Source organism: Nocardia sp. NPDC023852 (genome assembly GCF_040639505.1).
GTDB lineage: Bacteria > Actinomycetota > Actinomycetes > Mycobacteriales > Mycobacteriaceae > Nocardia.
Genome location: NZ_JBFAAB010000010.1, coordinates 85,305 through 107,067, shown reverse-complemented (window position 1 = coordinate 107,067; position 21,763 = coordinate 85,305). Strand labels below are relative to the sequence as shown.

The 21,763-nt window shown below is 68.6% G+C and carries 21 protein-coding genes; 10 read left to right on the top strand and 11 right to left on the bottom strand.

Features of this window, described 5'->3' with window-relative positions; translation table 11 throughout:
• Window positions 1–2: 2 nt before the first annotated feature.
• On the bottom strand, window positions 3–1,853 hold the full coding sequence (locus AB0H00_RS16235) for an HSP90 family protein (protein ID WP_357266409.1): 1,851 nt from the start codon (window positions 1,851–1,853) through the stop codon (window positions 3–5).
• Window positions 1,854–2,166: 313 nt separating this feature from the next.
• Here AB0H00_RS16235 and AB0H00_RS16230 point away from each other — a divergent pair, with 313 nt between their 5' ends.
• Window positions 2,167–2,412 carry a hypothetical protein gene (locus tag AB0H00_RS16230; protein ID WP_357266408.1) on the top strand — a complete coding sequence of 82 codons (246 nt, stop codon included), beginning with the start codon at window positions 2,167–2,169 and terminating at the stop codon, window positions 2,410–2,412.
• Window positions 2,413–2,477: 65 nt separating this feature from the next.
• Here AB0H00_RS16230 and AB0H00_RS16225 read toward each other — a convergent pair whose 3' ends face one another.
• Both AB0H00_RS16225 and AB0H00_RS16220 read right to left on the bottom strand, forming a co-directional pair.
• Window positions 2,478–3,905, bottom strand: coding sequence for a VWA domain-containing protein (locus AB0H00_RS16225; RefSeq protein ID WP_357266406.1), 1,428 nt, complete (start codon window positions 3,903–3,905; stop codon window positions 2,478–2,480).
• A 3-nt stretch (window positions 3,906–3,908) separates the two neighbouring features.
• A complete protein-coding gene (locus AB0H00_RS16220) occupies window positions 3,909–4,790 on the bottom strand; it encodes a MoxR family ATPase (protein ID WP_357266404.1) in 882 nt (293 codons plus the stop codon).
• A gap of 125 nt (window positions 4,791–4,915) precedes the next feature.
• Between AB0H00_RS16220 and AB0H00_RS16215 the strand changes: the two genes are divergently transcribed.
• Window positions 4,916–5,065, top strand: coding sequence for a hypothetical protein (locus AB0H00_RS16215; protein WP_357266650.1), 150 nt, complete (start codon window positions 4,916–4,918; stop codon window positions 5,063–5,065).
• Window positions 5,066–5,144: 79 nt separating this feature from the next.
• On the opposite strand, the gene AB0H00_RS16210 is transcribed toward AB0H00_RS16215, so the two are convergent.
• Window positions 5,145–6,410, bottom strand: coding sequence for a glutamate-5-semialdehyde dehydrogenase (locus AB0H00_RS16210; RefSeq protein WP_357266402.1), 1,266 nt, complete (start codon window positions 6,408–6,410; stop codon window positions 5,145–5,147).
• A gap of 132 nt (window positions 6,411–6,542) precedes the next feature.
• Between AB0H00_RS16210 and AB0H00_RS16205 the strand changes: the two genes are divergently transcribed.
• From AB0H00_RS16205 to AB0H00_RS16195, 3 genes are all read left to right on the top strand, one after another.
• A complete protein-coding gene (locus AB0H00_RS16205) occupies window positions 6,543–7,916 on the top strand; it encodes a glutamine synthetase family protein (RefSeq protein ID WP_357266400.1) in 1,374 nt (457 codons plus the stop codon).
• A 1-nt stretch (window position 7,917) separates the two neighbouring features.
• Entirely contained in the window at window positions 7,918–9,009 is a 1,092-nt protein-coding gene (locus tag AB0H00_RS16200; RefSeq protein WP_357266399.1) for an amidohydrolase family protein, read from the top strand.
• A gap of 92 nt (window positions 9,010–9,101) precedes the next feature.
• Window positions 9,102–10,325 (top strand): RtcB family protein, encoded by a 1,224-nt coding sequence (locus AB0H00_RS16195; RefSeq protein WP_357266619.1) that lies wholly within the window; start codon window positions 9,102–9,104, stop codon window positions 10,323–10,325.
• 62 nt (window positions 10,326–10,387) lie between these two features.
• Here AB0H00_RS16195 and AB0H00_RS16190 read toward each other — a convergent pair whose 3' ends face one another.
• Complete coding sequence (locus AB0H00_RS16190) at window positions 10,388–10,870, bottom strand: hypothetical protein (protein WP_357266397.1); 483 nt, start codon at window positions 10,868–10,870, stop codon at window positions 10,388–10,390.
• Window positions 10,871–11,024: 154 nt separating this feature from the next.
• Between AB0H00_RS16190 and AB0H00_RS16185 the strand changes: the two genes are divergently transcribed.
• The gene (locus tag AB0H00_RS16185) at window positions 11,025–11,954 is read left to right on the top strand and encodes an alpha/beta hydrolase (protein WP_357266395.1); all 930 of its coding nucleotides are present in this window, start codon (window positions 11,025–11,027) and stop codon (window positions 11,952–11,954) included.
• Window positions 11,955–12,203: 249 nt separating this feature from the next.
• Window positions 12,204–14,327 (top strand): RecQ family ATP-dependent DNA helicase, encoded by a 2,124-nt coding sequence (locus AB0H00_RS16180; RefSeq protein ID WP_357266393.1) that lies wholly within the window; start codon window positions 12,204–12,206, stop codon window positions 14,325–14,327.
• A gap of 302 nt (window positions 14,328–14,629) precedes the next feature.
• Here AB0H00_RS16180 and AB0H00_RS16175 read toward each other — a convergent pair whose 3' ends face one another.
• A complete protein-coding gene (locus AB0H00_RS16175; protein ID WP_357266391.1) occupies window positions 14,630–14,938 on the bottom strand; it encodes a hypothetical protein in 309 nt (102 codons plus the stop codon).
• Window positions 14,935–15,186 carry a hypothetical protein gene (locus tag AB0H00_RS16170; RefSeq protein WP_357266389.1) on the bottom strand — a complete coding sequence of 84 codons (252 nt, stop codon included), beginning with the start codon at window positions 15,184–15,186 and terminating at the stop codon, window positions 14,935–14,937. Before AB0H00_RS16170 ends, AB0H00_RS16175 begins: the two co-directional genes overlap by 4 nt.
• Before the next feature lie 55 nt (window positions 15,187–15,241).
• Between AB0H00_RS16170 and ligD the strand changes: the two genes are divergently transcribed.
• From ligD to AB0H00_RS16155, 3 genes are all read left to right on the top strand, one after another.
• A complete protein-coding gene (ligD, locus tag AB0H00_RS16165) occupies window positions 15,242–16,216 on the top strand; it encodes a non-homologous end-joining DNA ligase (protein WP_357266387.1) in 975 nt (324 codons plus the stop codon).
• Window positions 16,217–16,364: 148 nt separating this feature from the next.
• Entirely contained in the window at window positions 16,365–17,315 is a 951-nt protein-coding gene (locus tag AB0H00_RS16160; RefSeq protein ID WP_357266385.1) for a D-isomer specific 2-hydroxyacid dehydrogenase family protein, read from the top strand.
• 332 nt (window positions 17,316–17,647) lie between these two features.
• Window positions 17,648–18,742: a methyltransferase gene (locus AB0H00_RS16155; protein ID WP_357266383.1), complete on the top strand. Its 1,095-nt coding sequence runs from the start codon at window positions 17,648–17,650 to the stop codon at window positions 18,740–18,742.
• A gap of 31 nt (window positions 18,743–18,773) precedes the next feature.
• On the opposite strand, the gene AB0H00_RS16150 is transcribed toward AB0H00_RS16155, so the two are convergent.
• The 4 genes from AB0H00_RS16150 to AB0H00_RS16135 form a co-directional block, all read right to left on the bottom strand.
• A complete protein-coding gene (locus AB0H00_RS16150; RefSeq protein WP_357266381.1) occupies window positions 18,774–19,124 on the bottom strand; it encodes a hypothetical protein in 351 nt (116 codons plus the stop codon).
• A gap of 140 nt (window positions 19,125–19,264) precedes the next feature.
• On the bottom strand, window positions 19,265–20,191 hold the full coding sequence (locus tag AB0H00_RS16145; RefSeq protein WP_357266379.1) for a hypothetical protein: 927 nt from the start codon (window positions 20,189–20,191) through the stop codon (window positions 19,265–19,267).
• Window positions 20,167–20,781: a nitroreductase family protein gene (locus tag AB0H00_RS16140; protein ID WP_357266377.1), complete on the bottom strand. Its 615-nt coding sequence runs from the start codon at window positions 20,779–20,781 to the stop codon at window positions 20,167–20,169. Before AB0H00_RS16140 ends, AB0H00_RS16145 begins: the two co-directional genes overlap by 25 nt.
• On the bottom strand, window positions 20,781–21,761 hold the full coding sequence (locus AB0H00_RS16135; RefSeq protein ID WP_357266376.1) for a ScbA/BarX family gamma-butyrolactone biosynthesis protein: 981 nt from the start codon (window positions 21,759–21,761) through the stop codon (window positions 20,781–20,783). The genes AB0H00_RS16140 and AB0H00_RS16135 overlap by 1 nt, the downstream gene beginning before the upstream one ends.
• Between the last annotated feature and the right edge of the window lie 2 nt (window positions 21,762–21,763).

Below are 21,763 nucleotides of genomic sequence, written 5' to 3'. Positions count from 1 at the left end.
GCTCACTCCGTCCCTTCGCCGCGGCCCGCGGCATGTTGCGTCGCCCAGCCCAGGAATTCGCCGAAGGCCCGGTTGAGCAGCGCCGTGTCGGCTGCGCGCAGCGGGCGGTGGGTCATCAGCAGGGCTTGGCCGTACAGCGATTCCACGGCTGTCTTCAGAAAGCCTGGGTCCTCGATGCGGGTCAGCCTGCGCACGATCGGGCTGTGATAGTTGAGGACGAGCCGGGCGCGCGGCGCGGCCGCTTCCAGGGCGCCCAGAATTTCGGTCCACAGCTCGTCGGCGTCCTCGACGGTCTCGGTTCTGGTGCGCTCGTTGCGGGCCGCGCGACCGTCCAGGTAGAGCGCGGGCACCGACACCGGATGAAAAGCCCGAAGGATCACATCGCAAGACAGCGGGTCGAGCACGGTGCGCGCGAGACCGAGCACCGGCGTGAATGCCAGTTCCTCAGCCGGATCGACCGGATCGAGCGCCGCGGTAATCGCGTCGGCATCGAGGTCGACCACCTCGATGCCGTGCAGCAGCCTCGGAAGCAGCGCCACCAGGTCGCGGTCGTAGGTGTAGCCGCCGTTGACGATGCCGATCCCCTGCGCGGCGGCGGTCGGCGCCACCTGGCGGAACTCCTCGACCGTCGAGGTCACCCGGACCGTGCGGTGGTTACGGGTGAACTCGGTCAGCGGCACCCGGCCGTCGGTGGTATCGAATATCAAGTGCGGCAGCATGATTCGCAACAGATCCGGCGAGTGGCTGGCCATCGCCTTGACCCCGAGCGCGTGCACCGACAGAAACGCCGCCAGCCGCTGCGGCTGCGCGGCGGCGATCTCGGTGAGCCAGTCACGCACCTGGTCGCCGAGCGCCTCCCGGACGATGGCCAACCGCTCGTCCTCGTAGAGTCCCTCCCGCGACGCGGTGGGCCGCAGCGTATCGGTGTCGATCACGCAGCGCACGAAGAACGCCCAGTCCGGCAGCACGCCGCGCACCGCGTCACCCAGCAGCATGCCCTTCAGGTACACCCGGTGCGCGCTGCTCTCGGCCGGATTTCCGGGCTGCGGCAGCACGTAGGCAACACCGCTCACCCCGGCCGCTCTGGCATCGAGCTCGATTACGTCGAGCGGCGCGAAGCCGAGTGCCCGCACCCCGTAGTCGAGCAGCGCGGTTCTGCGTTCCCCAGCCGTCGGATAATTGCGCCGCCATACCGGTATGCCCTCGGTGACCGGCGCGACGACCCCGTCGGACTCGACCGTCACCGCATAGGGCAGGAACGACCCGAACTCGCGCGCCAGGTCGATCACCCGGTTCGGCGCGAACCACGACTCCGTCCCGGCGCGCGGGGTGAGCCACACCGTCGTACCCGGCTCCGGGTGCTCCCGTGGGTCGAGCGCGCGCAGTGTGTAGGTACCGTCCGCGGCGGCCAGCCACTCGACCGGAAGGGCCGAGCTGTCCATAGCCGATCGAGTGACCACCCGAATGGTCTCGGCGACCGTGAAGCAGGCCAGCAGCCCGATGCCGAACTGCCCGAGGAACTCTCGCCGCGCTCCCTCGATGTCATCGCGTTTGGACGAGCACCCGATGGTGGCCAAGAAGCGGTGCACATCGGCCTCGGTCAACCCGACGCCGGGATCGCTTATTCGCAGACCTGTCTCGTCCACGACCAGCCGAATCGAGGTGGGCGCCAAAGGATCCGATTGGGAACGCGCCGTGATCGCATCGACGGCGTTCTGCAGCAGCTCACGCAGATAGACCCTGGGACTGGAATACAGGTGATGGGATAGGAGATCGACGATTCCGCGCAGATCGACCTGGAACGAATAGCTGGTCCCCACTGCCGCTGAACCATTCGGCGTTCTGTTCACCATGCAACCGATCTTGTCGGCGTACGCCAATGGTTCGCTTAACGAACCCTTTTCGATCAGCGGTAGAGCGCAGGGCACGACCCTTCGGCGGGGTTGGGGTTCGCTTCATTCGCCCCGACCCAGCCGGGCTGACATCGTGCGACGAATCGCCGGAGCCGCCGATGCGTTCGACCAGAGACGACATCGATTGGTCAGGGTCTGCAACCGCAGGCGGCGAGACGCCTGCCCGGGAGCCTGACATCCTCAGGACAGTTCGATCACCCGGACGAGAGACCAACGCAAGCTGTGCACAACCGCTATTCGAAGGAGGACACTCGTGCGATTCGTCAATACAGGTGCTATCGCTCTGGCATTCGCCTGTTCAACCATCATCGGAGCCGGTGCGGCACACGCCGACCAATCCGTCACCGTCTCCGCCGACCTGCTGGACTGCGCCATCGATTCGGGGGTGGACGTGGACGCGGATGCGGTGCTGACAGCCGGTAATGGCGGCAAGATCACCGTCTCCGACGAGATGTACACCCAGCTCCAGGCTGAAGGCTGCCTCTCTGAGCCCAGTTAGCCAGAAGGTCGTCTCGGCCGTCCAGCGGCGGACAAGACGACCTTCGCTCGTTCGCGGCCGTCTGCTCAGACCGGCAGCAGCCGGGACACCACGGCGGTCAGCTGTTTCGCCGAGCGGCACTCGTGCATCTCGATCACCTGCCCGTACTTGTCGGCGGCGGAATCGCCCGAACCCCACTGGTTGCGCGGCTCCGGGTTGAGCCAGTGCGCGTGTTTGGCGACATCGACAAGCGACCGCAGCGTCGCCAGTTCCGGGTCTCGGTAATTGGTGCGGGCATCGCCGAGAATCAGCAACGAACTTCGGCTGGTGACGGCGTCGGGATAGTCCCCGGCGAATCCAGTCAGCGCGTTGCCGTAGTCCGAGTGTCCGTCCACACCGACCACGCTCGCCTCGGTGAAGATCTTCGCCATCGCGGTGTCCAGCCGAGTGTGTGGATCGAAGAACCGGGTCACCTCGTCCACCTGGTCGACGAACGCGAAGATCCGCACCCGGGAGAACTGTTCGCGCAACGCGCTCACCAGCAGCAACGTGAAGTTGCTGAAGCCGGCCACCGAGCCGGACACATCGCAGAGCAGCACCAGCTCGGGGCGGCCCGGACGCGGCTTGCGGTGCACCAGGTCGATCGGCACTCCGCCGGTCGACATGGATTTGCGGAGGGTGCGCCGCAGATCTATCTCGCCGCGGCGAGAGTGCCTTCGCCGCACCGCGAGACGTGCCGCGAGGATGCGCGCCAGGCGCTGCGTACCACGTTTGAGCTCGGCCAGCTCGGCCTCGGAGGCGCGCAGGAAGTCCACCTCCTCGGCTTGGCGGGCGACGCCGTAGATCGCGACGCGCTCGCGGCCGATCTGTTCGGCGACCCGCCGCCTGGTCTCGGCCTCCACGGTCGCGCGGAAGCGGTCGATGCGCTGCCGCACCGCGCGGCGGGCGATCTCGGTGTCGAAGTCGCTGGTGTTCGGTCCGGCGACCAGCCCTGCGACGATCTTGGCCAGCAACGTCTGCGGCTGCACCTCGCGCAACGCCTGGTACGCCGAAAACGAAGGGCCACGGGTGGATTGGTACTGACCGAGCTGTTCGACCAGCTGCGCGGCCAGTGCTTCCAGCTGCGGGGCGGCCTGCTCCTGCCCCAGCAGTTCCGCGAGCAGCTCGCGCAGCGCCGAAATGTCCACGTCACCTGTGCGTGTGTGCGGAATCTCGACCTCGTCCGGTGCCGCGGTGCGCTCACCGATCGCGACCGGAAACCACAGGTCGAACAGCCCGTCGAAGGTCGCGCGATGCGTGATGCGCCGCAGCAGCGCGCAGGCCAGGCCCTCGCGCAGAACCTCGCGGTCCATCAGGTCGAGCACAGTCACCACGCGACCCGCGTCCACCGTTTCCGAGGGACCGACCGGAATCCCGCGCGCCCGTAGGGCCTCGACGAATCCGACCAGATGCCCAGGCAGTCCGTGCGGCACGCGCAGTGGCCCGACATCCGCGGGGACCGATCCCGCCGCCATGGTTCAGGCCAGCTTCAGTTCGGCCAACGCGCGCTGGTGGTCGCTCTGGTGTTTGAGCAGGACACCGAGGGTGGCACGGACCGTGGTGTCGTCCAGATCCTTCAGCCCGAGAGCGAGCAACGTGCGTCCCCAGTCGATCGATTCAGCGACCGAGGGCAGCTTCTTCAACTGCATGCCGCGCAGGACGTGCACGATCCGCACCAGCTGCGCGGCGACCGCGGCGGACAGCTCAGGGACCCGGCTGGCCAGGATGCGGCGCTCGAGCTCCTCGTCCGGGAAGTCCAGGTGCAGGTAGAGGCAGCGGCGCTTGAGCGCCTCGGATAGCTCGCGGGTGGCGTTCGAGGTGAGGACGACGAACGGCTTGCGGCTGGCGGTGATGGTGCCCAGTTCCGGGACGGTCACCGCGAAGTCGCTGAGCACCTCGAGCAGCAGCCCTTCGATCTCGACGTCGGCCTTGTCGGTCTCGTCGATCAGCAGCACCGTCGGCTCGGTGCGCCGGATCGCGGTGAGCAGCGGCCGGGAGAGCAGGAACTCCTCGGTGAAGACGTCGGCCTTCGTCTCCTCCCAGTCGTTTTCACTGGAGGCTTGGATGCGCAGGATCTGCTTGGCGTGGTTCCACTCGTACAACGCGCGCGCCTCGTCGACGCCCTCATAGCACTGCAGACGGACCAGCTCGGCGCCCGAAGCCTGCGCGACCGCGCGCGCCAACTCGGTCTTGCCGACACCCGCCGGCCCCTCGATCAGCAGCGGCTTGCCCAGCCGATCGGCGAGGAACACCGAGGTCGCGGTGGCCTTGTCCGCCAGGTATCCCGTGCTCGCCAACCGGTCGACCACGTCTTCCACCGATCCGAAGACCGGTTCTTGACCTGCACTCTCCGACACCACGCACCACCTTCCCTTCCAACCACCCACCACGCTACGGCAGCGCCTCGAAGACGCCGACTCGACGTCGGGGTCTGTGGTCCTGCCACTGGATGAGAGCACCGACGCCGCGGCTCGGCCCTCGCTGAGTGCACACCGCTCAGGTCCGCGATGACGCAAAAGTCCAACGGACATCGGCGGTGTGGGACGCGAAGGTGATCGCCACCGGCAAGCCGTGGTTCATGTACCTGTGCCCGGGGCGCGGGCGCGCCGCACTACGTGCCGCGGGAATGGGCTGACAAATACCGCGGCCGGTTCGATAGGGGCTATGAGAAGTATCGCGACGTGCCATCTCGGCTTCCGGTGCGTTGTCCGCGACTAGACAGGCCGAATCTGCCCCGCACCCCAGACGATCCACTTGGTGGAGGTCAGTTCCGGCAAGGCCATCGGGCCGCGGGCGTGCAGCTTCTGGGTGGAGATGCCGATCTCGGCGCCGAAGCCGAATTGCTCACCGTCGGTGAAGGCGGTGGAGGCGTTCACCATGACGGCCGCGGCGTCCACGCGGCTGGTGAACTCACGGGCGGCGGCCAACTCGCCGGTGACGATGGCCTCGGTGTGGCCGGTGCCCCAGGTATTGATGTGCTCTACCGCCGCGTTCAGGTCGTCGACCACCTCGAGCGCTATGTCGAGGGTGAGATACTCCTCACCCCAGTCGGCGTCGGTGGCCGGAATCTGTCCGGGCAGGTTGCCGTGGATGGTGACGCCGTGCTCCTCCAGTGCCTTGGTCAGCCTGGGCACGGCCGTGTCGGCGATCGCGGCGTCGATGAGGACGGTCTCGGCCGCGTTGCAGACGCTGGGGCGGCGGGTCTTGGCGTTGATCACGATCCGCTCGGCCATGTCGAGGTCGGCGGCGGCATGCACGTAGACGTGGCAGTTGCCGGTTCCAGTCTCGATGGTGGGCACCTGCGCGTCGCGGACGACCGCGTTGATCAGGCCCGCGCCGCCGCGTGGAATGACCACGTCGACCAGGCCGCGCGCCTGGATCAAATGGGTCACGCTGGAGCGGTCCTCGCTCGGCAGCAGTTGCACGGCGTCGGCCGGAATATCCTGTGCCACAAGCGATTCCCGCAGCACCGCAACCAGTGCGGCGTTGGAGCGAGCCGCCGAGGACGAGCCGCGCAGCAGGGCAGCGTTGCCGGACTTGAGCGCGAGCCCGAACGCGTCGACGGTGACGTTGGGCCTGGCCTCGTACACCATCCCGACCACGCCGAGCGGGACCCGGACCTGCTTGATCTCCAGGCCGTTCGGCAACGTCGAGCCGCGGACGACCACGCCCACCGGATCAGGCAGCCCGGCCACCTGGCGCAGCCCGGAGGCGATCCCGTCGATGCGGGCCTCGGTCAAGCGCAGCCGGTCGAGCAGCGACTCCTCGATACCGGCCGCCTGTGCCGCGGCGATGTCGGCGGCGTTGGCGGCGAGCACCCGGTCGGCCGCGGCCAGCAGCGCGTCGGCGGCGGCGTGCAGCGCGTCGTTCTTCTGCGCGGTCGTCAGCTGAGCCAGCGCCCGCGACGCGACCCGAGCCTTGCGCGCGGCCTCGTGCACCACCGCGCGCACATCCGGATCGGTTGTCGTTCCTACCGTCATGGGGTACAGCCTACGCACCCGGTAAACCACCGATTCCACCTGCTCGGTGCGGCCATATACCGCCTCTGATCAGCGCGACCAGCCCACACAGTTTCGACTTGCTTTGCGCCCGTAAGGTTTATCGTGGTGCACATGGTCAGGACGCCGGATCGAATCCCCGCCGACGGTGACGCCAACGTATTGATCGGCAGGTTGGATGCGTCGATGGTCGCTCTGAGTTTCGTCGACAACGCGGGCATCACGCGGGTGAAGGCAGTGCCCGAGCAGCGGCTGCACCAGGCGGCCCGATTCGGGGTCGGCGTCTCACCGTGCTTCGAGACCTTCACCTTCGACGATGTGATGACGGTCGGGCGATATCTGGGCGGTCCCGACGGTGATCTGCGGCTCGTCCCGGACCTGTCGATGCTGACCGAGCTGGCCTGCCAGCCGGGCTGGGCGTGGGCGCCCGCCGACAAGTTCACCCAGGACGGCACGCGCTTCGCCGCCTGCCAGCGCTACTTCGCGGCACGCCAGGCCGAGGCGGCGCACGCGACGGGGCTTCACCTGTCGATGGCCTTCGAGACCGAATGGTCCGTCGGCCGGGACGACGACACGGACGGCTTCACGCCCGCGATCCGCGGCCCGGCGTACGGCATCGTGCGGCTCGGTCAGGTCGCCGAGTACGCCAAGGACCTGGTCGCGACGCTGGCCAAACAGGGCATCACGGTCAACCAGTTCCACCCCGAATCCGCGCTCGCTCAGCTGGAACTGTCGATCGAACCGTCACCGCCGGTCGCCGCCGCCGATGAGGCGGTGCTGGTTCGGCACACGATTCGCCAGGTGAGCGCGCGCCATGGGTGGCGCGCGCTGCTGGCACCATGTATCACGCCGGATGGCACCGGTTCCGGAGCACACCTCCACCTGTCCGTGCACGACGACGAGGGGCCACTGCTCGCCGGCGGTGCGGGCCCGTACGGCATGCGGCGGACCGGCGAAGCGTTTCTGGCCGGAGTGCTGCGCGAACTGCCCGCGCTGGTCGCGATCGGCGCGGGCAATCCGGCGAGCTTCCTGCGGCTGGAGCCCTCGCGCTGGGCCGGCGTGTGGCAGTGCTGGGGTCGCGAGGCCAGGGAGGCAGCGCTGCGTTTCATCACCGGGGTGCGTGGCACCGAGCACTGGGCCGCCAACGCCGAGATCAAATGTTTCGACGCGACCGGAAACCCGTATCTGATCGTCGGTTCGGTGATCGCGGCCGGGTTGTCCGGAATCGCGGAGGAACTACGCCTGCCCACCGAAATCAACGGTGACCCTGCGACTTTCGATGCGGAAGCGCTCATGATGTCGGGTGTGCGCCGACTGCCCACCACGCCGGCCGAAGCCGCCGACCGCCTCGCCGAGTCCACGGTGCTGGCCACCGCGATGGGCGTGGAGCTGCACGACGCGCTGCTCACCGTGCGCCGAGCCGAAGCGGAACGGTACACCGCCGCGAGCGCGGACGAGCTCGTCGCCGTGACCCGTTGGCGGTTCTAGCGTGCTCACCGACGGCGTTCCGCTCACCGACCAGCACTGTCACGGCGTGGTCACCGGTGATCTGGACCGGCCCGGCTTCGAGCGGTTGCTCGGCGAAGGCGCATCCGGCAGTTTCGATTCCGCGATCGGGCTCGCGGTGCGCCGCTGGTGCGCCCCAGCGCTCGACCTGCCCGCCCATGTCGGTCCGGACGTCTACCTCCGTCATCGCGCCGGGCTCGGCGGACGCGAGGTCGCCGCGCGGCTGCTGCGCGCGACAGGCGTGACCCGATGGTTTCTCGACACCGGCATCGGCGGCGGCACGGAAGATTTCGGCGAGCTGGCGGGCGGTGCGGTCCACGAGATCGTGCGTCTGGAAGACGTCGCCGAACAGGTCGTCGCCGAGGTCGGCGCGGTGTCGGGCGTCTACGACCGGATCGAAGCGGAGCTGCGTGCCCGGGCCACGAATGCCGTCGGGCTGAAGACGACCGTCGCCTACCGGTGCGGTCTGGACTTTCCGCTGCGCGATCATCCGCCCACCAGCTTCGCGCCCGAACGCAAACTCACCGACCCGCACCTACTCGGCTGGCTGGTCGGTCTCGGCGCGCGTATCGGGGCCGAACTCGGCCTCCCGTTGCAGGTCCACACCGGGTTCGGCGACTCGCATCTTCGACTGCACCGTTCGGACCCGTTGCTGCTCGACGACTTTCTGCGCAAGACAACCGGCACCGGGCTCTCGGTGCTGCTGCTGCGCTGCTGGCCCTTCTATCGCCATGCCGCCTACCTCGCGCACGTCTTCGAGCACGTCCACCTGGACCTGGGCCTCACCATCCCGTACGTGGGACAGCGCGCCGGGGCTGTGCTCGCCGAGGCGCTGGAACTCGCTCCGTTCCGCGCGCTGTGCTACGCCTCGGGCGGGTACCGGCTGCCGGAACTGCACTACCTCGGCGCCCTGCTCTGGCGGCACGGACTCGGCACGCTGATCGACGAGTGGATCGCCGCCGACGCGATCACCGCCGCCGACGCCGAGCAGCTGGTCACCGCGCTCGCCCACGGGAACGCCGAGCGCGCCTACCGCGCGGCGCTGGACCGGCCGCAGCATCGCTTCGGCGGCTGAGGCGAAACGGTCCGGTCGGTCGATAATCGGGGTGCGTCGCCCGTCCTCGATGCCTACCGTTGATCGTGCGGACCAACGAAAGGATCGAGACCATGTTTCCCGTCGAGCTGCGTGGTACCAGGGCGCAGACGCTGATGTGGGCCCACGAGCACGAGGTCGACCAGGCCGCGCTGCGGCAGCTGCGGAACATCGCCGGGCTGAAATGGGTGCACGGCGTCCGCGTGATGCCGGACGTACACCTCGGCAAGGGGGCCACGGTCGGCTCAGTGATCGCGATGAAGGGCGCGGTGTCGCCCGCCGCGGTCGGTGTGGACATCGGGTGCGGCATGGAGAGCGTGCGGACCGATCTCACCGCCGCCGACCTACCGGACAACCTGCATTCGCTGCGATCGCGGATCGAGGCCGCGGTGCCGGTCGGTTTCCAGGCGCACGCGGACGCGGTGAATGTGACCAAGCTCGGCGGGGACGTGGCCGCGCTCGGCGCGAGCACCGCGACGCTGCGCACGGGCTGGGATCGCTTCTGGGGTTCGTTCAAGGCCCTCGACGACCGAGTGCACGCGCGAGAGTCCAAGGCGCACAAGCAGATGGGCACGCTCGGCGGCGGAAACCACTTCATCGAGATCTGTCTGGACCAGGACGACACGGTATGGATCCTGCTGCACTCCGGTAGCCGCAACATCGGCAAGGAGCTCGCCGAGCGGCACATGACGATCGCGCGGACGCTGCCGCACAACGTCGATCTGCCCGACCGCGATCTGGCCGTATTCGTTTCCGGGACAGCCGAGATGGACGCCTACCGGCGCGACCTCACCTGGGCGCAGGAGTACGCCGCACGCAACCGCGCGGTGATGCTCGCCCTGGTGTGCCGCGCGGTGCAGGACGAATTCACCAGTCGCAGGGTGCGTTTCGAGCAGCCGATCACTTGCCACCACAACTATGTGGCGGAGGAGCTCATCGACGGCGTGCCGATGCTGGTGACCCGCAAGGGCGCCGTGCGCGCGGGCGAGGGTGATCTGGCGTTGATCCCCGGCTCCATGGGCACCCGCTCGTATGTGGTGCGCGGCAAGGGCAATCCGGCCTCTTTCCAGTCGGCGTCGCACGGCGCGGGGCGACGGATGAGCCGCAACGCGGCCAAGCGGCAGTTCAGCGTCGCCGATCTCATCGCCCAGACCGAGGGTGTCGAGTCGCGGAAGGACGCGGGCGTCGTGGACGAAATCCCGGCCGCGTACAAGGACATCGACGAGGTCATCGCCGCACAGCGCGATCTGGTCGACGTAGTGGCGACGCTGCACCAGGTGCTCTGCGTGAAGGGGTGAACACACCGGCGGGATCTCGCGGCGGGCGAGTTGGGCTCGCCCGGTGCGAGATCCGCAGGTGTTCAGCGCCTGCGCAACGTGGCCGCGATACCGGCCGCGATCAGCATCAGGCCGATGACGAGGGCGAAGCCGCCGAGCACCCAGTTGTGCACGGCCAGGCGCAGTTCCGGCGAGAGCACGGATGACTCGTCGATCAATCGCCAGGTGTCTTCCGGAGACACGATCTGCATGACGCCTGGCAGCAGACCCCACACCAGGCCCGCGATTACCGTGCCCGCGGGTGCGTACGCAGCCGATAGCGCGACCAGGAACAGCAGCAGCGCGCCGCCGATGATCTGCCCGTTGGAGCCCCATCTGTCGCCCGCACTGCCGACGATCACCCACTGTCTGGTGTCGAGTGCGCCTTTGGCTGCCAAGCCGATTCCGATCGGCGTCACCACCACACTGACGAGGGTGCCGAGCGCGGTACGCGAAAAATTTCCGCTGGTACGGAATTGGGCTCCCGGCGGAGCCCAGCCCGCAGGCGGCTGATAGTTACTCGACATTCTGGCCTCCTGCGCGGTTTCCCTGTGACGGAAATATTTTCAGCCCATTGTCCGTCCCGCAGGGTGGATTCGCGGTGGATGCGGTATCAATCGCACGCGAGAAAACGGGGCGCCCGGTCTGGGTTTCGCGACAGTTCACCCGATACGATCGGCTATGCCCTGGCGGCCATCGTTCTTCTCGCCCGCTTCTGATTCCGACCCGGCGGCCGGTCCGCCGGAGATCCGCGGCGTGCGGCGGTCGTTCGTCACCGCGCGCGGCGTTCGCTTCCACGTCACGGAGGCAGGCCCCTCCGACGGACGGCCGGTGCTCGCGCTGCACGGCTGGCCACAACACCACTACGCCTACCGCCATCTGCTCGCGGAGCCGCCGGACGGGCTGCGGATCATCGCACCGGATCTGCCGGGTTACGGCTGGTCGGGTGCCGCGCCGCATCGGTGGGCGAAGGAAGACGTCGCGTCGGACGTGCTCGCGCTGCTCGACGGCCTCGGCCTCGACCGCGTCCTGTTGGTCGGGCACGACTGGGGTGGGTACATCGCCCACCTGCTCGTACTGCGTGCGCCGGAGCGGTTCGACGCGCTGCTGGCGTTGAACATCGCCCACCCGTGGCAGACGCCGCGCGTCTTCCTCCCGCACGCGTGGCGGTTCCTGGTCTATCAGCCGCCGGTCGCGACGTTCGGCCGGTACCTGCATCAGCGCACCAGGTTCCTGGAACAGCTGATCTTCCCCGGCGCTGTACGCCATCGTGCGGAGTTCGGGCCCGAGGTGGTTCGCGCGTACGCGGACCGCTTCCGTGACCCGGTCTGCGCGCGCACCGCGACCGAGACCTATCGCACCTTCCTGCTGCGTGAAGTACCCCGATCCGCAGGGCGCGGTGAGCGACGCCGCGCAACCGTTCCAATCCGCACCCTGTTCGGTGTCGAAGACGCGGCGATCCACCCTTCACTCGCCGCCGAAGAGACGGCACGGGCCGACGACTATCGCCTGGAGCTGGTGGAGAAATGCGGCCATTTCATCGCAGAAGAACGGCCGGACCTGGTCCGCGCCCGGTTGGTCGAATTGGCGGCGGCTACCAGGCCCGACTGACCGCACGCGGTCCTTTCGGCGGGGTCTACCCCGCACTCCGGCCGGAACGCGTCAGTGGCGGCTCGCGCGGCCGCGTGACGACCAGGCCGCCGCGGCCCCGAGAGTTTCCATGCCTGATGGCCGCACGTCGTACCGGCCCCGTCATTCAGGTGCGGGCGCCGCGCCTCGGAGTTGCGGATGTCACGCCGGTCGGGCTCCGCGGTCGCGGCGCATCGCCGTCTGTCGGTACCGTCGGGCACGATGAAGCGCATGACCACGGCGACCGATGTCCCTGCGATCGACCTCACCGCCCCCGACCTGCGCGAGCGCGCGGAGCATCTGCTGCGCGAGCTGGCCGGACCGGGCGCGCGGCTGCGGGAGGACCAGTGGACCGCCATCGAGGCGCTGGTCGTGCGGCGACGCCGGGCACTGGTCGTACAGCGGACCGGCTGGGGGAAGTCGGCGGTGTACTTCATCGCGGCCAAGCTGCTGCGCGGGGCCGGGCGCGGGCCGACGGTGATCGTCTCGCCGCTGCTGGCCCTCATGCGCAACCAAGTGGCGGCGGCCCAGCGTGCGGGGGTGGTCGCCGCGACCATCAACTCGGGCAACGTCACCGAATGGGACGAGATCCACGCGCGGGTCGCCGATGGCGCGGTCGATGTGCTGCTGGTCAGCCCGGAGCGGCTGAACAACCCGGACTTCCGCGACCATGTTCTGCCCCGGCTCGCCGCGGACGCGGGACTTGTGGTGATCGACGAGGCCCACTGTGTGTCGGACTGGGGCCACGATTTCCGGCCGGACTATCGCCGTATCCGCACCCTGATCGCCGATCTCGGTTCGGACGTGCCCGTGCTCGCGACCACCGCGACCGCCAACGACCGAGTGGTCACCGACGTCGCCACCCAGATCGGCACCGACACCCTGGTGCTGCGCGGCACGCTGGATCGCGAATCGCTGCACCTGTCGGTGGTCCGCTTCGACGACGCGGTGGAGCGCACCGCCTGGCTCAGCGGCCATCTGCACCGGTTGCCCGGCTCCGGAATCGTCTACACACTCACCGTCGCCGCCGCGCACGATCTGGCCGACGTGCTGAACTCGCACGGCCATCGGGTCGCCGCTTACACCGGCCAGACCGACCCCGCCGAACGCGAGGGGTTGGAGGCCGCGCTGCTGAACAACGAGGTGAAGGCGCTCATCGCCACCTCGGCGCTGGGCATGGGATTCGACAAACCCGACCTCGGGTTCGTCGTGCACGTCGGCGCGCCGTCCTCGCCTATCGCCTATTACCAGCAGGTCGGTCGCGCGGGGCGCGGCACCGACCGTGCCGAGGTGATCCTGCTACCCGGCCCCGAGGACGCGCGGATCTGGAGCTACTTCGCCTCCGTAGCCTTTCCGCGCGAACATATCGTGCGCGCGGTACTCGACGCGCTGGACTCCGACCGGGCGCTGTCGACGGCGGCGCTGGAACCGCTGGTGGAGCTGAACCGCTCCCGGCTGGACATGGTGCTGAAAGTGCTCGACGTGGACGGCGCGGTGCGCCGGGTACGCGGCGGCTGGATCTCCACCGGACAGCCGTGGATCTACGACACCGAACGCTATGAGCGCCTGTCCGCCGCCCGCGAGGTCGAACAGCAGGCCATGGTCGACTTTCAGTCGACTTCCGGCTGCCGGATGGAGTTCCTGCGGCGTCAGCTCGACGACCCTGGACTGCCCGCGGGCCGAGCGGATTCGCCCGGCTGCGGCCGCTGCGACAACTGCACCGGGGCCCGCCCCGACCGCACCGTGGCCGCCGATGCCGTTGCCGCGACCAGAGCTCGCCTCGATCGCCCCGGCATCGACCTCGCTCCACGCAAGCAGTGGCCCACCGGCATGGCGAAGCTCGGAATCCCATTGTCCGGCAAGATCTCCGGCGGCGCCGAGACCGGCCGTGTCCTCGGTAGGCTCACCGACCTCGGCTGGGGACAGCGCCTGCGCGCGTTGCTCGACGGCCCGGACGCCCCCGTCCCCGACCCGGTCTTCGACGCGTGCATCGCCGTGCTGCGCGAATGGAACTGGGCAGCACGCCCCGCCGCGGTGATGGCGCTGGAATCCCCCCGCTATCCCGTGCTGACCGCCAGCCTCGCCGCGCGGCTCGCCGAAGTCGGCCGCCTACGCGACCTCGGCACGCTGCGGACCCGTCCGGACCGGCCGCCGGTCTCCGCGGCGAACTCCGCACACCGGGTCGCGGGACTGTTCGACGCATGGGAGGTTCCCGACCTCATCGACGTAACAGGCCCGATCCTGTTGGTGGACACCCTCACCGATACCGGCTGGACGTTCACCGTCACCGCCCACGCGCTACGGGCCGCAGGAGCCGACGCGGTCCTGCCGTTCGCTCTGGCCATGCCCACATAGCGGTGCGCAGGTGCCGAAACAGGCGCGCGCCCGCACGCCCGCGGCCTGCTACCGCCTTTGGGTGCAGCAACATTCGTGATCCCCACTCGGCGGCAGTCGATGACGGCCGCTAGGCCGACAGCCGCTCGGATCGCCGCACCGCGGCCGTCCCCGGCTGGTCGGCCGATCGCGTGTCCGGCGCCCGCCGGATTCGACGACGACCCGTGGCCGGTTCTCTTCGAGCGCTGGACCTGCGTTGCGGCACCTCGGAGAGCGGCATCTCGGGCATTGGGATCGTAAAACTCCCTGGCGCACAAGGGCACTCACAGACTGAGCGTCGCCCGCAGTCTCGCGTCGAGGGATTCCGTCTCAGCCGCGGTCAGGACGCCGAGCTGTTCGGTGAGCCACGGCCGGTAGGCGCGGAGCAGCTCGAGGGTGTCCGCCCAGCCGTGCTCGGTCCGAGTGGCCAGTACATGGCCCGGGTCCGCGTCGCGCAGCGGGACGACGTGCAGCCAGCGGTAATGCGAGGTGATCACCGCCGAGTCGGACACCAGCACGACGGTCGGACGCCGCGGAAACAAGGCGCCGTCGCGCAGCGTAGGAGAGTAGCGCCAGACCTCGCCGCGCTTCATGCCGCGCCACCGGCATCGCGCTCGGCGGCCTGGGTGAGCCGCACGTCGTCGTACGCGGCGGCCAGCTCGGCCTCCTCATCGATGACCAGCGCGGTCAGGCTCTCGTGCACGAGCGTGGTGCGCAGCGCGGCGTTGATCACGGAGGAAAGGCTGCGGTTCTGGCGATCGGCGGCCTCCCTGGCCCATGCGGCCACTTGGGGATCCAGTGTGACCGTCACGCGCGCCGCCTTGCTCATACTCGTATGCATACCAGAACGGTGCAACGCCCGAAACCTGTCCGGGGCATCGGTTAGGGTCGGACGCGTGGCCAGCAAGTCTGCGGCGCCGGCTATCGAACTCGAGGTCGGCGGCCGCACGATCCGCATCTCCAACCCGGACCGGGTCTACTTTCCGGAGACCGGCGCGACCAAGCTCGACCTGGTGCAGTACTACCTGAGCGTCGGGGACGGCATCGTCAACGCGCTGCGCGACCGGCCATGCATGCTGCATCGGTTCCCTAAAGGGCTGGCGGGAAACAAAGTGCACCAGAAACGGCTGCCCGCGGGCGCGCCGGACTGGATTACCACCGTGCGGGTATTCTTCCCACGCTACGGCAGGCACGCCGACGAGCTCTGCGTCACGGAACTCGCCGATGTCATCTGGGCGGTGCAGATGTCGACGGTCGAGTTCCATCCGTGGAACTCCCGCGCCGCTGACACCGAAAGGCCTGACGAGTGGCGCATCGACCTGGACCCGATGCCGGACTGCCCGTGGTCGCGAGTGCGGCGGGTGGCCGGAGTCGTGCACGAGGTGCTCGACGAACTCGGCGCGGTCGGCTGGCCGAAGACCTCCGGTGGCAAAGGTCTGCACATCTACGTCAGGATCGCGCCGAACTGGGGATTCAAGGACGTCCGCCGCGCCGCGCTCGCCTTCGCCCACGAGGTCGAGCGGCGTGCGCCCGACGACGTGACCACCACCTGGTGGCGCCGCGACCGCGACCCGGAACTGCTGTTCGTCGACTACAACCAGAATGCACGCGACCACACGATCGCCGCCGCGTACTCGGTGCGCGGCGTCCACGCTGCGACGGTCTCCACACCGGTGCGGTGGGACGAGATTTCCGACATCGATCCGCGCGACTTCACCATGTCCACCGTCCCCGCCCGCTTCGCCGAACTCGGCGACCTGCATGCGGGCATCGATGACGCGGTGTTCCACCTGGATCGACTGCTGGAGTGGGCCGACCGGGACAAGGTGGACGCCGAGTTGGACGCGCAGACAGATCTGGACGAGAACTAGCGAGGGCCGATGTGGGCGGGTGCTGTGCGACACTGCGCCGTTCCACGACCAGGCGGCGATGCTACCGTCGCTGCGGCGACCGTGGGTCGTCGTTCACCTGTTCGCACCACCACCGACCACGCCGTATCGCACCGAAGGAGGTCCATCCATGAGCCGACCGGCAGTACCGATCGCGGTGGGCCCGGCCGAACCTCCTCCCGCGCTGGTGGAGAAGGCGGTGCAGGAGGCGGGGGCCACGGTGTCGGAACTCGACGAAGCGCGCGCGCTGGTCTGGGCCGGTGGTCCCGGTGAGTTCCCGGACGAGCTGCCCGCCACCGTCGAGTGGGTGCAGCTTCCCGCCGCCGGCATCGAGGACTGGCTCGCCACGGGCATCTTCGCCAAGTATCCCGATGTCCGATTCACCTCCGCCGCAGGCGCTTTCGCGGCAAGCGTGGCCGAGCACGCGCTCATGCTGCTGCTCGCGGGCGTCCGGTATCTTCCCGAACACCTGCGTGCCGCGCGCTGGCGCCAACAGGACTTCTTTCCGCACGTCGGCACGCTGCGCGGCAAGACGGTGACCATCGTCGGCGCGGGTGGAATCGGCCGCGCACTGATCCCGATGCTGGTTCCGCTCGGCGCACACGTGATCGCGGTCAACCGCAGCGGGCGACCGGTCACCGGTCCCGGCATCCCGGACACCGTCGAGACGCTCTCCGCCCACCATCTCGCCCGGATCTGGCCGCGCACCGACCATGTGGTCATCGCGGCGCCCGCCACTCCCGACACCAGGCACCTCCTCGGCGCGGACGAACTCTCCCGGCTCAAGCCGTCGTCCTGGGTCGTCAACGTGGCTCGCGGCAGCCTCATCGACACCGACGCCCTGGTGGCGGCGCTGGCGTCGGGTGCGATCGGTGGCGCCGGGCTGGACGTCACCGACCCGGAACCGCTTCCGGACGGCCACCCGCTCTGGGAGCTGCCGAATGCCATTGTCACGCCGCATGATTCGAATCCGCCGCAGTTGCGGTTCGCGGCGTTCGCGGATCACGTCGGTGAGAATGTCACGCGGTTCCTCGCCGGGCGCGAGCTGCTTGCACCGATCGATCCCGCCCGCGGGTACTGAGAGGAAAACACACCCGAACCGCCGCGTGTGTCGACGTCGATGATGTAGGTACTCCTCGTCCGACACCCTGCGCTGATTCGGCACTGCCACGACCACCATCGATTCCGCGATGATTCCCGCCTCTGGGCGCATCGCACACCAGTGATCTCCACGGGCGCACGAGTGGAGACCCGAGCTCAGCTGCCCGAAACGACCGATGACTACCACCGGCCCTCGACCATCCCGGTCCGCAGGTCAGAGCGCGCATTCCCGTGTGTGAGCCCGAACGGACCCACTGGGACGTACGCTCCTAGACGAGCACAGAGCGCCGACCTTCGACGGAGGGAGTCACTATGGCGTCCAACCGGCCGAGAATCCCACCGCAGCGGCTGGTGCACGCTGTCGAATCGGTCCGCACTGTGCTGGCGGTAGCGTTCCGCAAGCTGGTGCCGGGACATATCGCGCTGATGGAGCTGATCGCCGCCGGATGGATCACCCAGGCGATCCATGCCGCGGCTGCGCTCGGGATAGCCGACGAGCTCGCGGCGGGGCCACGGTCGAGTGCGGAGTTGGCCGCGGCGGTCGGCGCCGACGAGGACGCGTTGCGGCGGCTGCTGCGGCTGCTGATCAGCCACGGCATCTTCACCCAGCGCCGGGACGGCAGGTACGCACTGACGCCGATGGCGCGGGCGCTGCGCCGCGACGCCGACGTGTCGCTGCGCGACGCAGTGCTGTTCTTCGGTTCGCCTGGCCACCGCAACCACTGGTCGCACCTGGTCGACGCCGTCCGCACCGGCAAACCGGTCGGCGAGGAGCTGGACGGGATGCCGTTCTTCGACTATGTGCAGAGCGATCGCGAACTCGGCGAGCTGTTCGACCGCGCGATGACGAGCATCAGCACCCTGGCAATGGAACCGCTGTTCGCGGCTTATGATTTCGGCCGCTACGAGACCATCGTCGACGTAGGCGGCGGAGAAGGATCCCTGCTCGCCGAAATCCTGCGCCGCGCACCACGCTCACGCGGGGTCCTGTTCGACCTGCCCGAGGTGGTGGAGTCCGCGCCTGCCCGGTTCGCCGAACTCGGCCTGGCCGACCGCTGCTCGGTCGAGAGCGGATCGTTCTTCGACACCGTCCCGAAGGGCGGCGACGCCTACATCCTCAAACACATCCTGCACGACTGGGCCGAGCCGGAGGCGGGCCGCATTCTGCGCGCGGTACGGGCGGCGATGACGCCCGACACGCGGTTGCTGATCATCGAGTTGGTCATTCCCGAACACACCGGTCCGCACCCGAGCAAGTACATCGACCTGGAGATGCTGGTCAACGCAGGCGGCCGGGAGCGAACCGAGACCGAGTACCGCGAGTTCCTCGCCCGCCACGGGTTCACGCTGACGAGCCTCGTGCCGACCGTGGCGCCCGACAATGTGCTCGAGGCCCGGCCGAGCTAGCGCCTTCCTGGTTCCGTTCCTGCCGCACGGCTTATGGCGCGGTAGGCATCACGAACGCGGCGGTCGCGATACCCAGTGTGTTGTCGGATACGCATGTGACGCGCATCGCCCTGCCGACCGGCGTCTGTTGTGACTCGAATCCGCTGTAGTAGCCGAACACCGGTTCGGACCGCGCAGGCGGGACGAAGAAGCCGAGGCACTCGGCCTCCAGCACCGAAGTCCCCTCGCCGCTATGGCAGAGCGCGGCGGCGTCGGTGAGCCCGCGGTCGACGAAACAGCCCGCCGGTTCGGCCGAGGCGGTCCCGGCTCCCGTGAGGACGAGTCCGGCCGCGATTACCAGCAGGCCACCGCCTCCGCTTATCCGCCGCATCATGGTGTGCACCGCAACCCTTTCCTCAGCAACTCCGGTGTGGCCCGCCCGGGGCCGGGGCCATCGCACCATCCTGGAGTCGCAATCCCTCAGAGGTAATCTCACCAGAATCGGGCAGACCGGTCGAGTTCGACCCGACCGAAGCGCGCCGTTCAGGGAAGGACCAGAGCCTGCGCGATGAGGACGAGGTAGAGCGCGAGAATGAACACGACCGCGGGAAGCACCGGATGATCCGGCCGAACCCCGGCGACGAACCGCCACGAGCCGAAGGCAGGAATCAGCAACAGCGGCAACGCGATCCAGGCGATCACACTTCCGAGCCCCGAACGCTCCCACGGCCGGACCAACGCGAGATCGCCCGCCACGGCCACCGCGGCACACAGCAGCGCGGCGGCCGCACTGCCTTTTGCGCCCAAGACATTCGAGTAGAGCATCGCGTCCGAACGCCCGGCCCGGGTCGTCTTCCTCGCGAACTCGAACTGGAGGAAAGCCCCCGCGAAGACGACAGCGACAGCCACGGCCTGCCACCGCGCGCCGACGGCGCCGGTGTCGATCGCCGAAACGATGACATATGCGGTGACCAGTAGCTGCACCGGATAGGTGACAACGAGGTTGAGCAGAATGTTCGTCCGGATCATCTCGAAAAGGCGCTCCATGCCCCACAGCGCAAGCCCGTAAACCAGTGCCGTGGCGATCATCACGGCCGATCCGACCGACAGCGCGAGACTCGCGGCGCCGGCGCCGACCGCTATGAGGACCATGGCAATACGCAGGTCGGCGGCCCTGACCGCGCCGGTGACCAAGGGACGATCGGGATTGTGCACACGGTCGTATTCGAGATCCTTCTGCTCGTCGACCATGCGGAGGTACAACAGCACGAACGCGACGACCACGATGCGCACGACGGTGGCAACGGCCGGATGCCAGTCCAGGCCGGTCACCAGCGCGGCGGTGCCCTCCAGTGCGAGCACCCAGAGGATGCCGTAGAGCAGATAATGCGGCTTGTACATCACCGCGGTGAAGCGGGTGATCCGCGTGGCGGAGGCGAGCACGCTCATGCTGTGCCCCACCGATCCCACATGGTCACCTCGGTGGCGGGCGCGCGTCGAGCGGCCACGGACGGCCCCGGCCGCAGATGCGCCACCGGGATCAGCGCCACCTGTCCCACCTCGTCGAACGGGATGCCGAGCAACTCCGCGATCTCGCGCTCGTAGTACAGATGCGCGGTGGTGAGGCAGGAACCGAGCCCGCGCTCGTGCAGCGCGAGCATGAAGTTCCACACCGCCGGATAGATCGAGCCGTAGAAACTCGCCAGGCGCAGCGGCGAGGCGGCTTCTGGCGGGCGACCGATCGAGCAGACGAGCACCAGCGCGGGCACCTCGTGCAGATGGTCGGCCAGGTGGCGGGCGGAGGACAGGTCGCCGAGCTCGTCGGGGCGCGGGGTGCGACCGGAAATGTTGGCGGCGAACGCTTTTCGGTAGTATTCGGCGATCCGCTGCTTCGTCTGGTAGTCCTGCACCACCACGAAGCGCCACGGCTGGCGATTGCTTCCGCTCGGCGCGTGGACCGCGATCCGCACACAGTCCAGCAGATCCTGGCGGGCCACCGTGCGGGTCAGGTCCAACCGGCGACGGAAGGCCCGGGTGGTGGTGAGCAGTTCGATGCCCATCAGATGCCGTCCACGTTCAGGTCCACGTCCTCCTGGTCGGTGACCAGGTCGTCCTCGGCGAATTCGAGGTCGACCGCGGCGGCGACCGCGCCGCATTGGCGGATCTCGCAGTGCACCACGGTCCGATCGGCTTGGCTGCCGGTGATCTCGGCGACGCATTCGGCGGGACGGTCCAATTCGACGAACCGCTCGAACATGCTGCCGACGCACTCGAGCCGGGGCAGCTGCGGGATCACCATGGCCAGCGCGGTCTGCCTGCACGCCTCGATCAGCAGGCTGCCCGGCACGTGATCGAGCTGGTGGTCGAACAGGAAGGGGTGGTTGAGGTCCGGCGCCAGCGCCGCACGAGCGACCGCGCCGGCCAGCTCTGGCGGGCCGATCACCACGTTGCGCCAGTTCTCCCTGCCCACCGCGGCGCAATCGGCGCGTTCGGTGTGCGCGGCGGCGCCGGCGAATGGGCCGAGGCCGAGGCTGTCGCGAAACGTGGAGCGCAGTGCCGACCAGTGCTGCGGCGTCGTCCAAGAGAACGATCCGTCGACCGTCATCATCGACTCGGCGCCGGCATCGATTTCGAGCACCATGTCCAGCCCGATCAGCGTGTCACCGCTGTGGTGGCGTCGGGGCACCCGGACCTTCATCACCAGATCCGCCGGCGCCGTGGCGATATTCCACGCAGCGGTGCCGGCGCCGGTGCCGTTGAAGGTGCGCACGATGAAGGCCATCTCCGGCGGCACGCCATAGAACTCGTGGGTGAGCGCGATGGCGGCCTGCCGAGCCGCCTCCATAACCAACAGTGGGTCGTAGTGCAGGCCCAGCTGTCCGGCGTGGTCACCGTAATAAGCATGCATTCTGGGAAGTTGGGCGCCGACCACGAATTCGTCCTCGCCGAGGGCATCCAGCGAGGTGACGAACACCTCCGACACCGCGCATCGGTGCGCCAACTCGCGGGAGATCGTGCGGAGGTGGGTCGCTGTCTTCACAG

Coding starts and splice junctions, on each gene's coding strand:
- AB0H00_RS16160 (WP_357266385.1), top strand. CDS start 16,365: ATGAGCCGACCGGCAGTACCGATCGCGGTGGGCCCGGCCGAACCTCCT.
- AB0H00_RS16210 (WP_357266402.1), bottom strand. CDS start 6,410: ATGACGGTAGGAACGACAACCGATCCGGATGTGCGCGCGGTGGTGCAC.
- AB0H00_RS16155 (WP_357266383.1), top strand. CDS start 17,648: ATGGCGTCCAACCGGCCGAGAATCCCACCGCAGCGGCTGGTGCACGCT.
- AB0H00_RS16235 (WP_357266409.1), bottom strand. CDS start 1,853: ATGGTGAACAGAACGCCGAATGGTTCAGCGGCAGTGGGGACCAGCTAT.
- AB0H00_RS16205 (WP_357266400.1), top strand. CDS start 6,543: ATGGTCAGGACGCCGGATCGAATCCCCGCCGACGGTGACGCCAACGTA.
- AB0H00_RS16175 (WP_357266391.1), bottom strand. CDS start 14,938: ATGAAGCGCGGCGAGGTCTGGCGCTACTCTCCTACGCTGCGCGACGGC.
- AB0H00_RS16190 (WP_357266397.1), bottom strand. CDS start 10,870: ATGTCGAGTAACTATCAGCCGCCTGCGGGCTGGGCTCCGCCGGGAGCC.
- AB0H00_RS16185 (WP_357266395.1), top strand. CDS start 11,025: ATGCCCTGGCGGCCATCGTTCTTCTCGCCCGCTTCTGATTCCGACCCG.
- AB0H00_RS16180 (WP_357266393.1), top strand. CDS start 12,204: ATGACCACGGCGACCGATGTCCCTGCGATCGACCTCACCGCCCCCGAC.
- AB0H00_RS16195 (WP_357266619.1), top strand. CDS start 9,102: ATGTTTCCCGTCGAGCTGCGTGGTACCAGGGCGCAGACGCTGATGTGG.
- AB0H00_RS16170 (WP_357266389.1), bottom strand. CDS start 15,186: ATGCATACGAGTATGAGCAAGGCGGCGCGCGTGACGGTCACACTGGAT.
- AB0H00_RS16225 (WP_357266406.1), bottom strand. CDS start 3,905: ATGGCGGCGGGATCGGTCCCCGCGGATGTCGGGCCACTGCGCGTGCCG.
- AB0H00_RS16140 (WP_357266377.1), bottom strand. CDS start 20,781: ATGGGCATCGAACTGCTCACCACCACCCGGGCCTTCCGTCGCCGGTTG.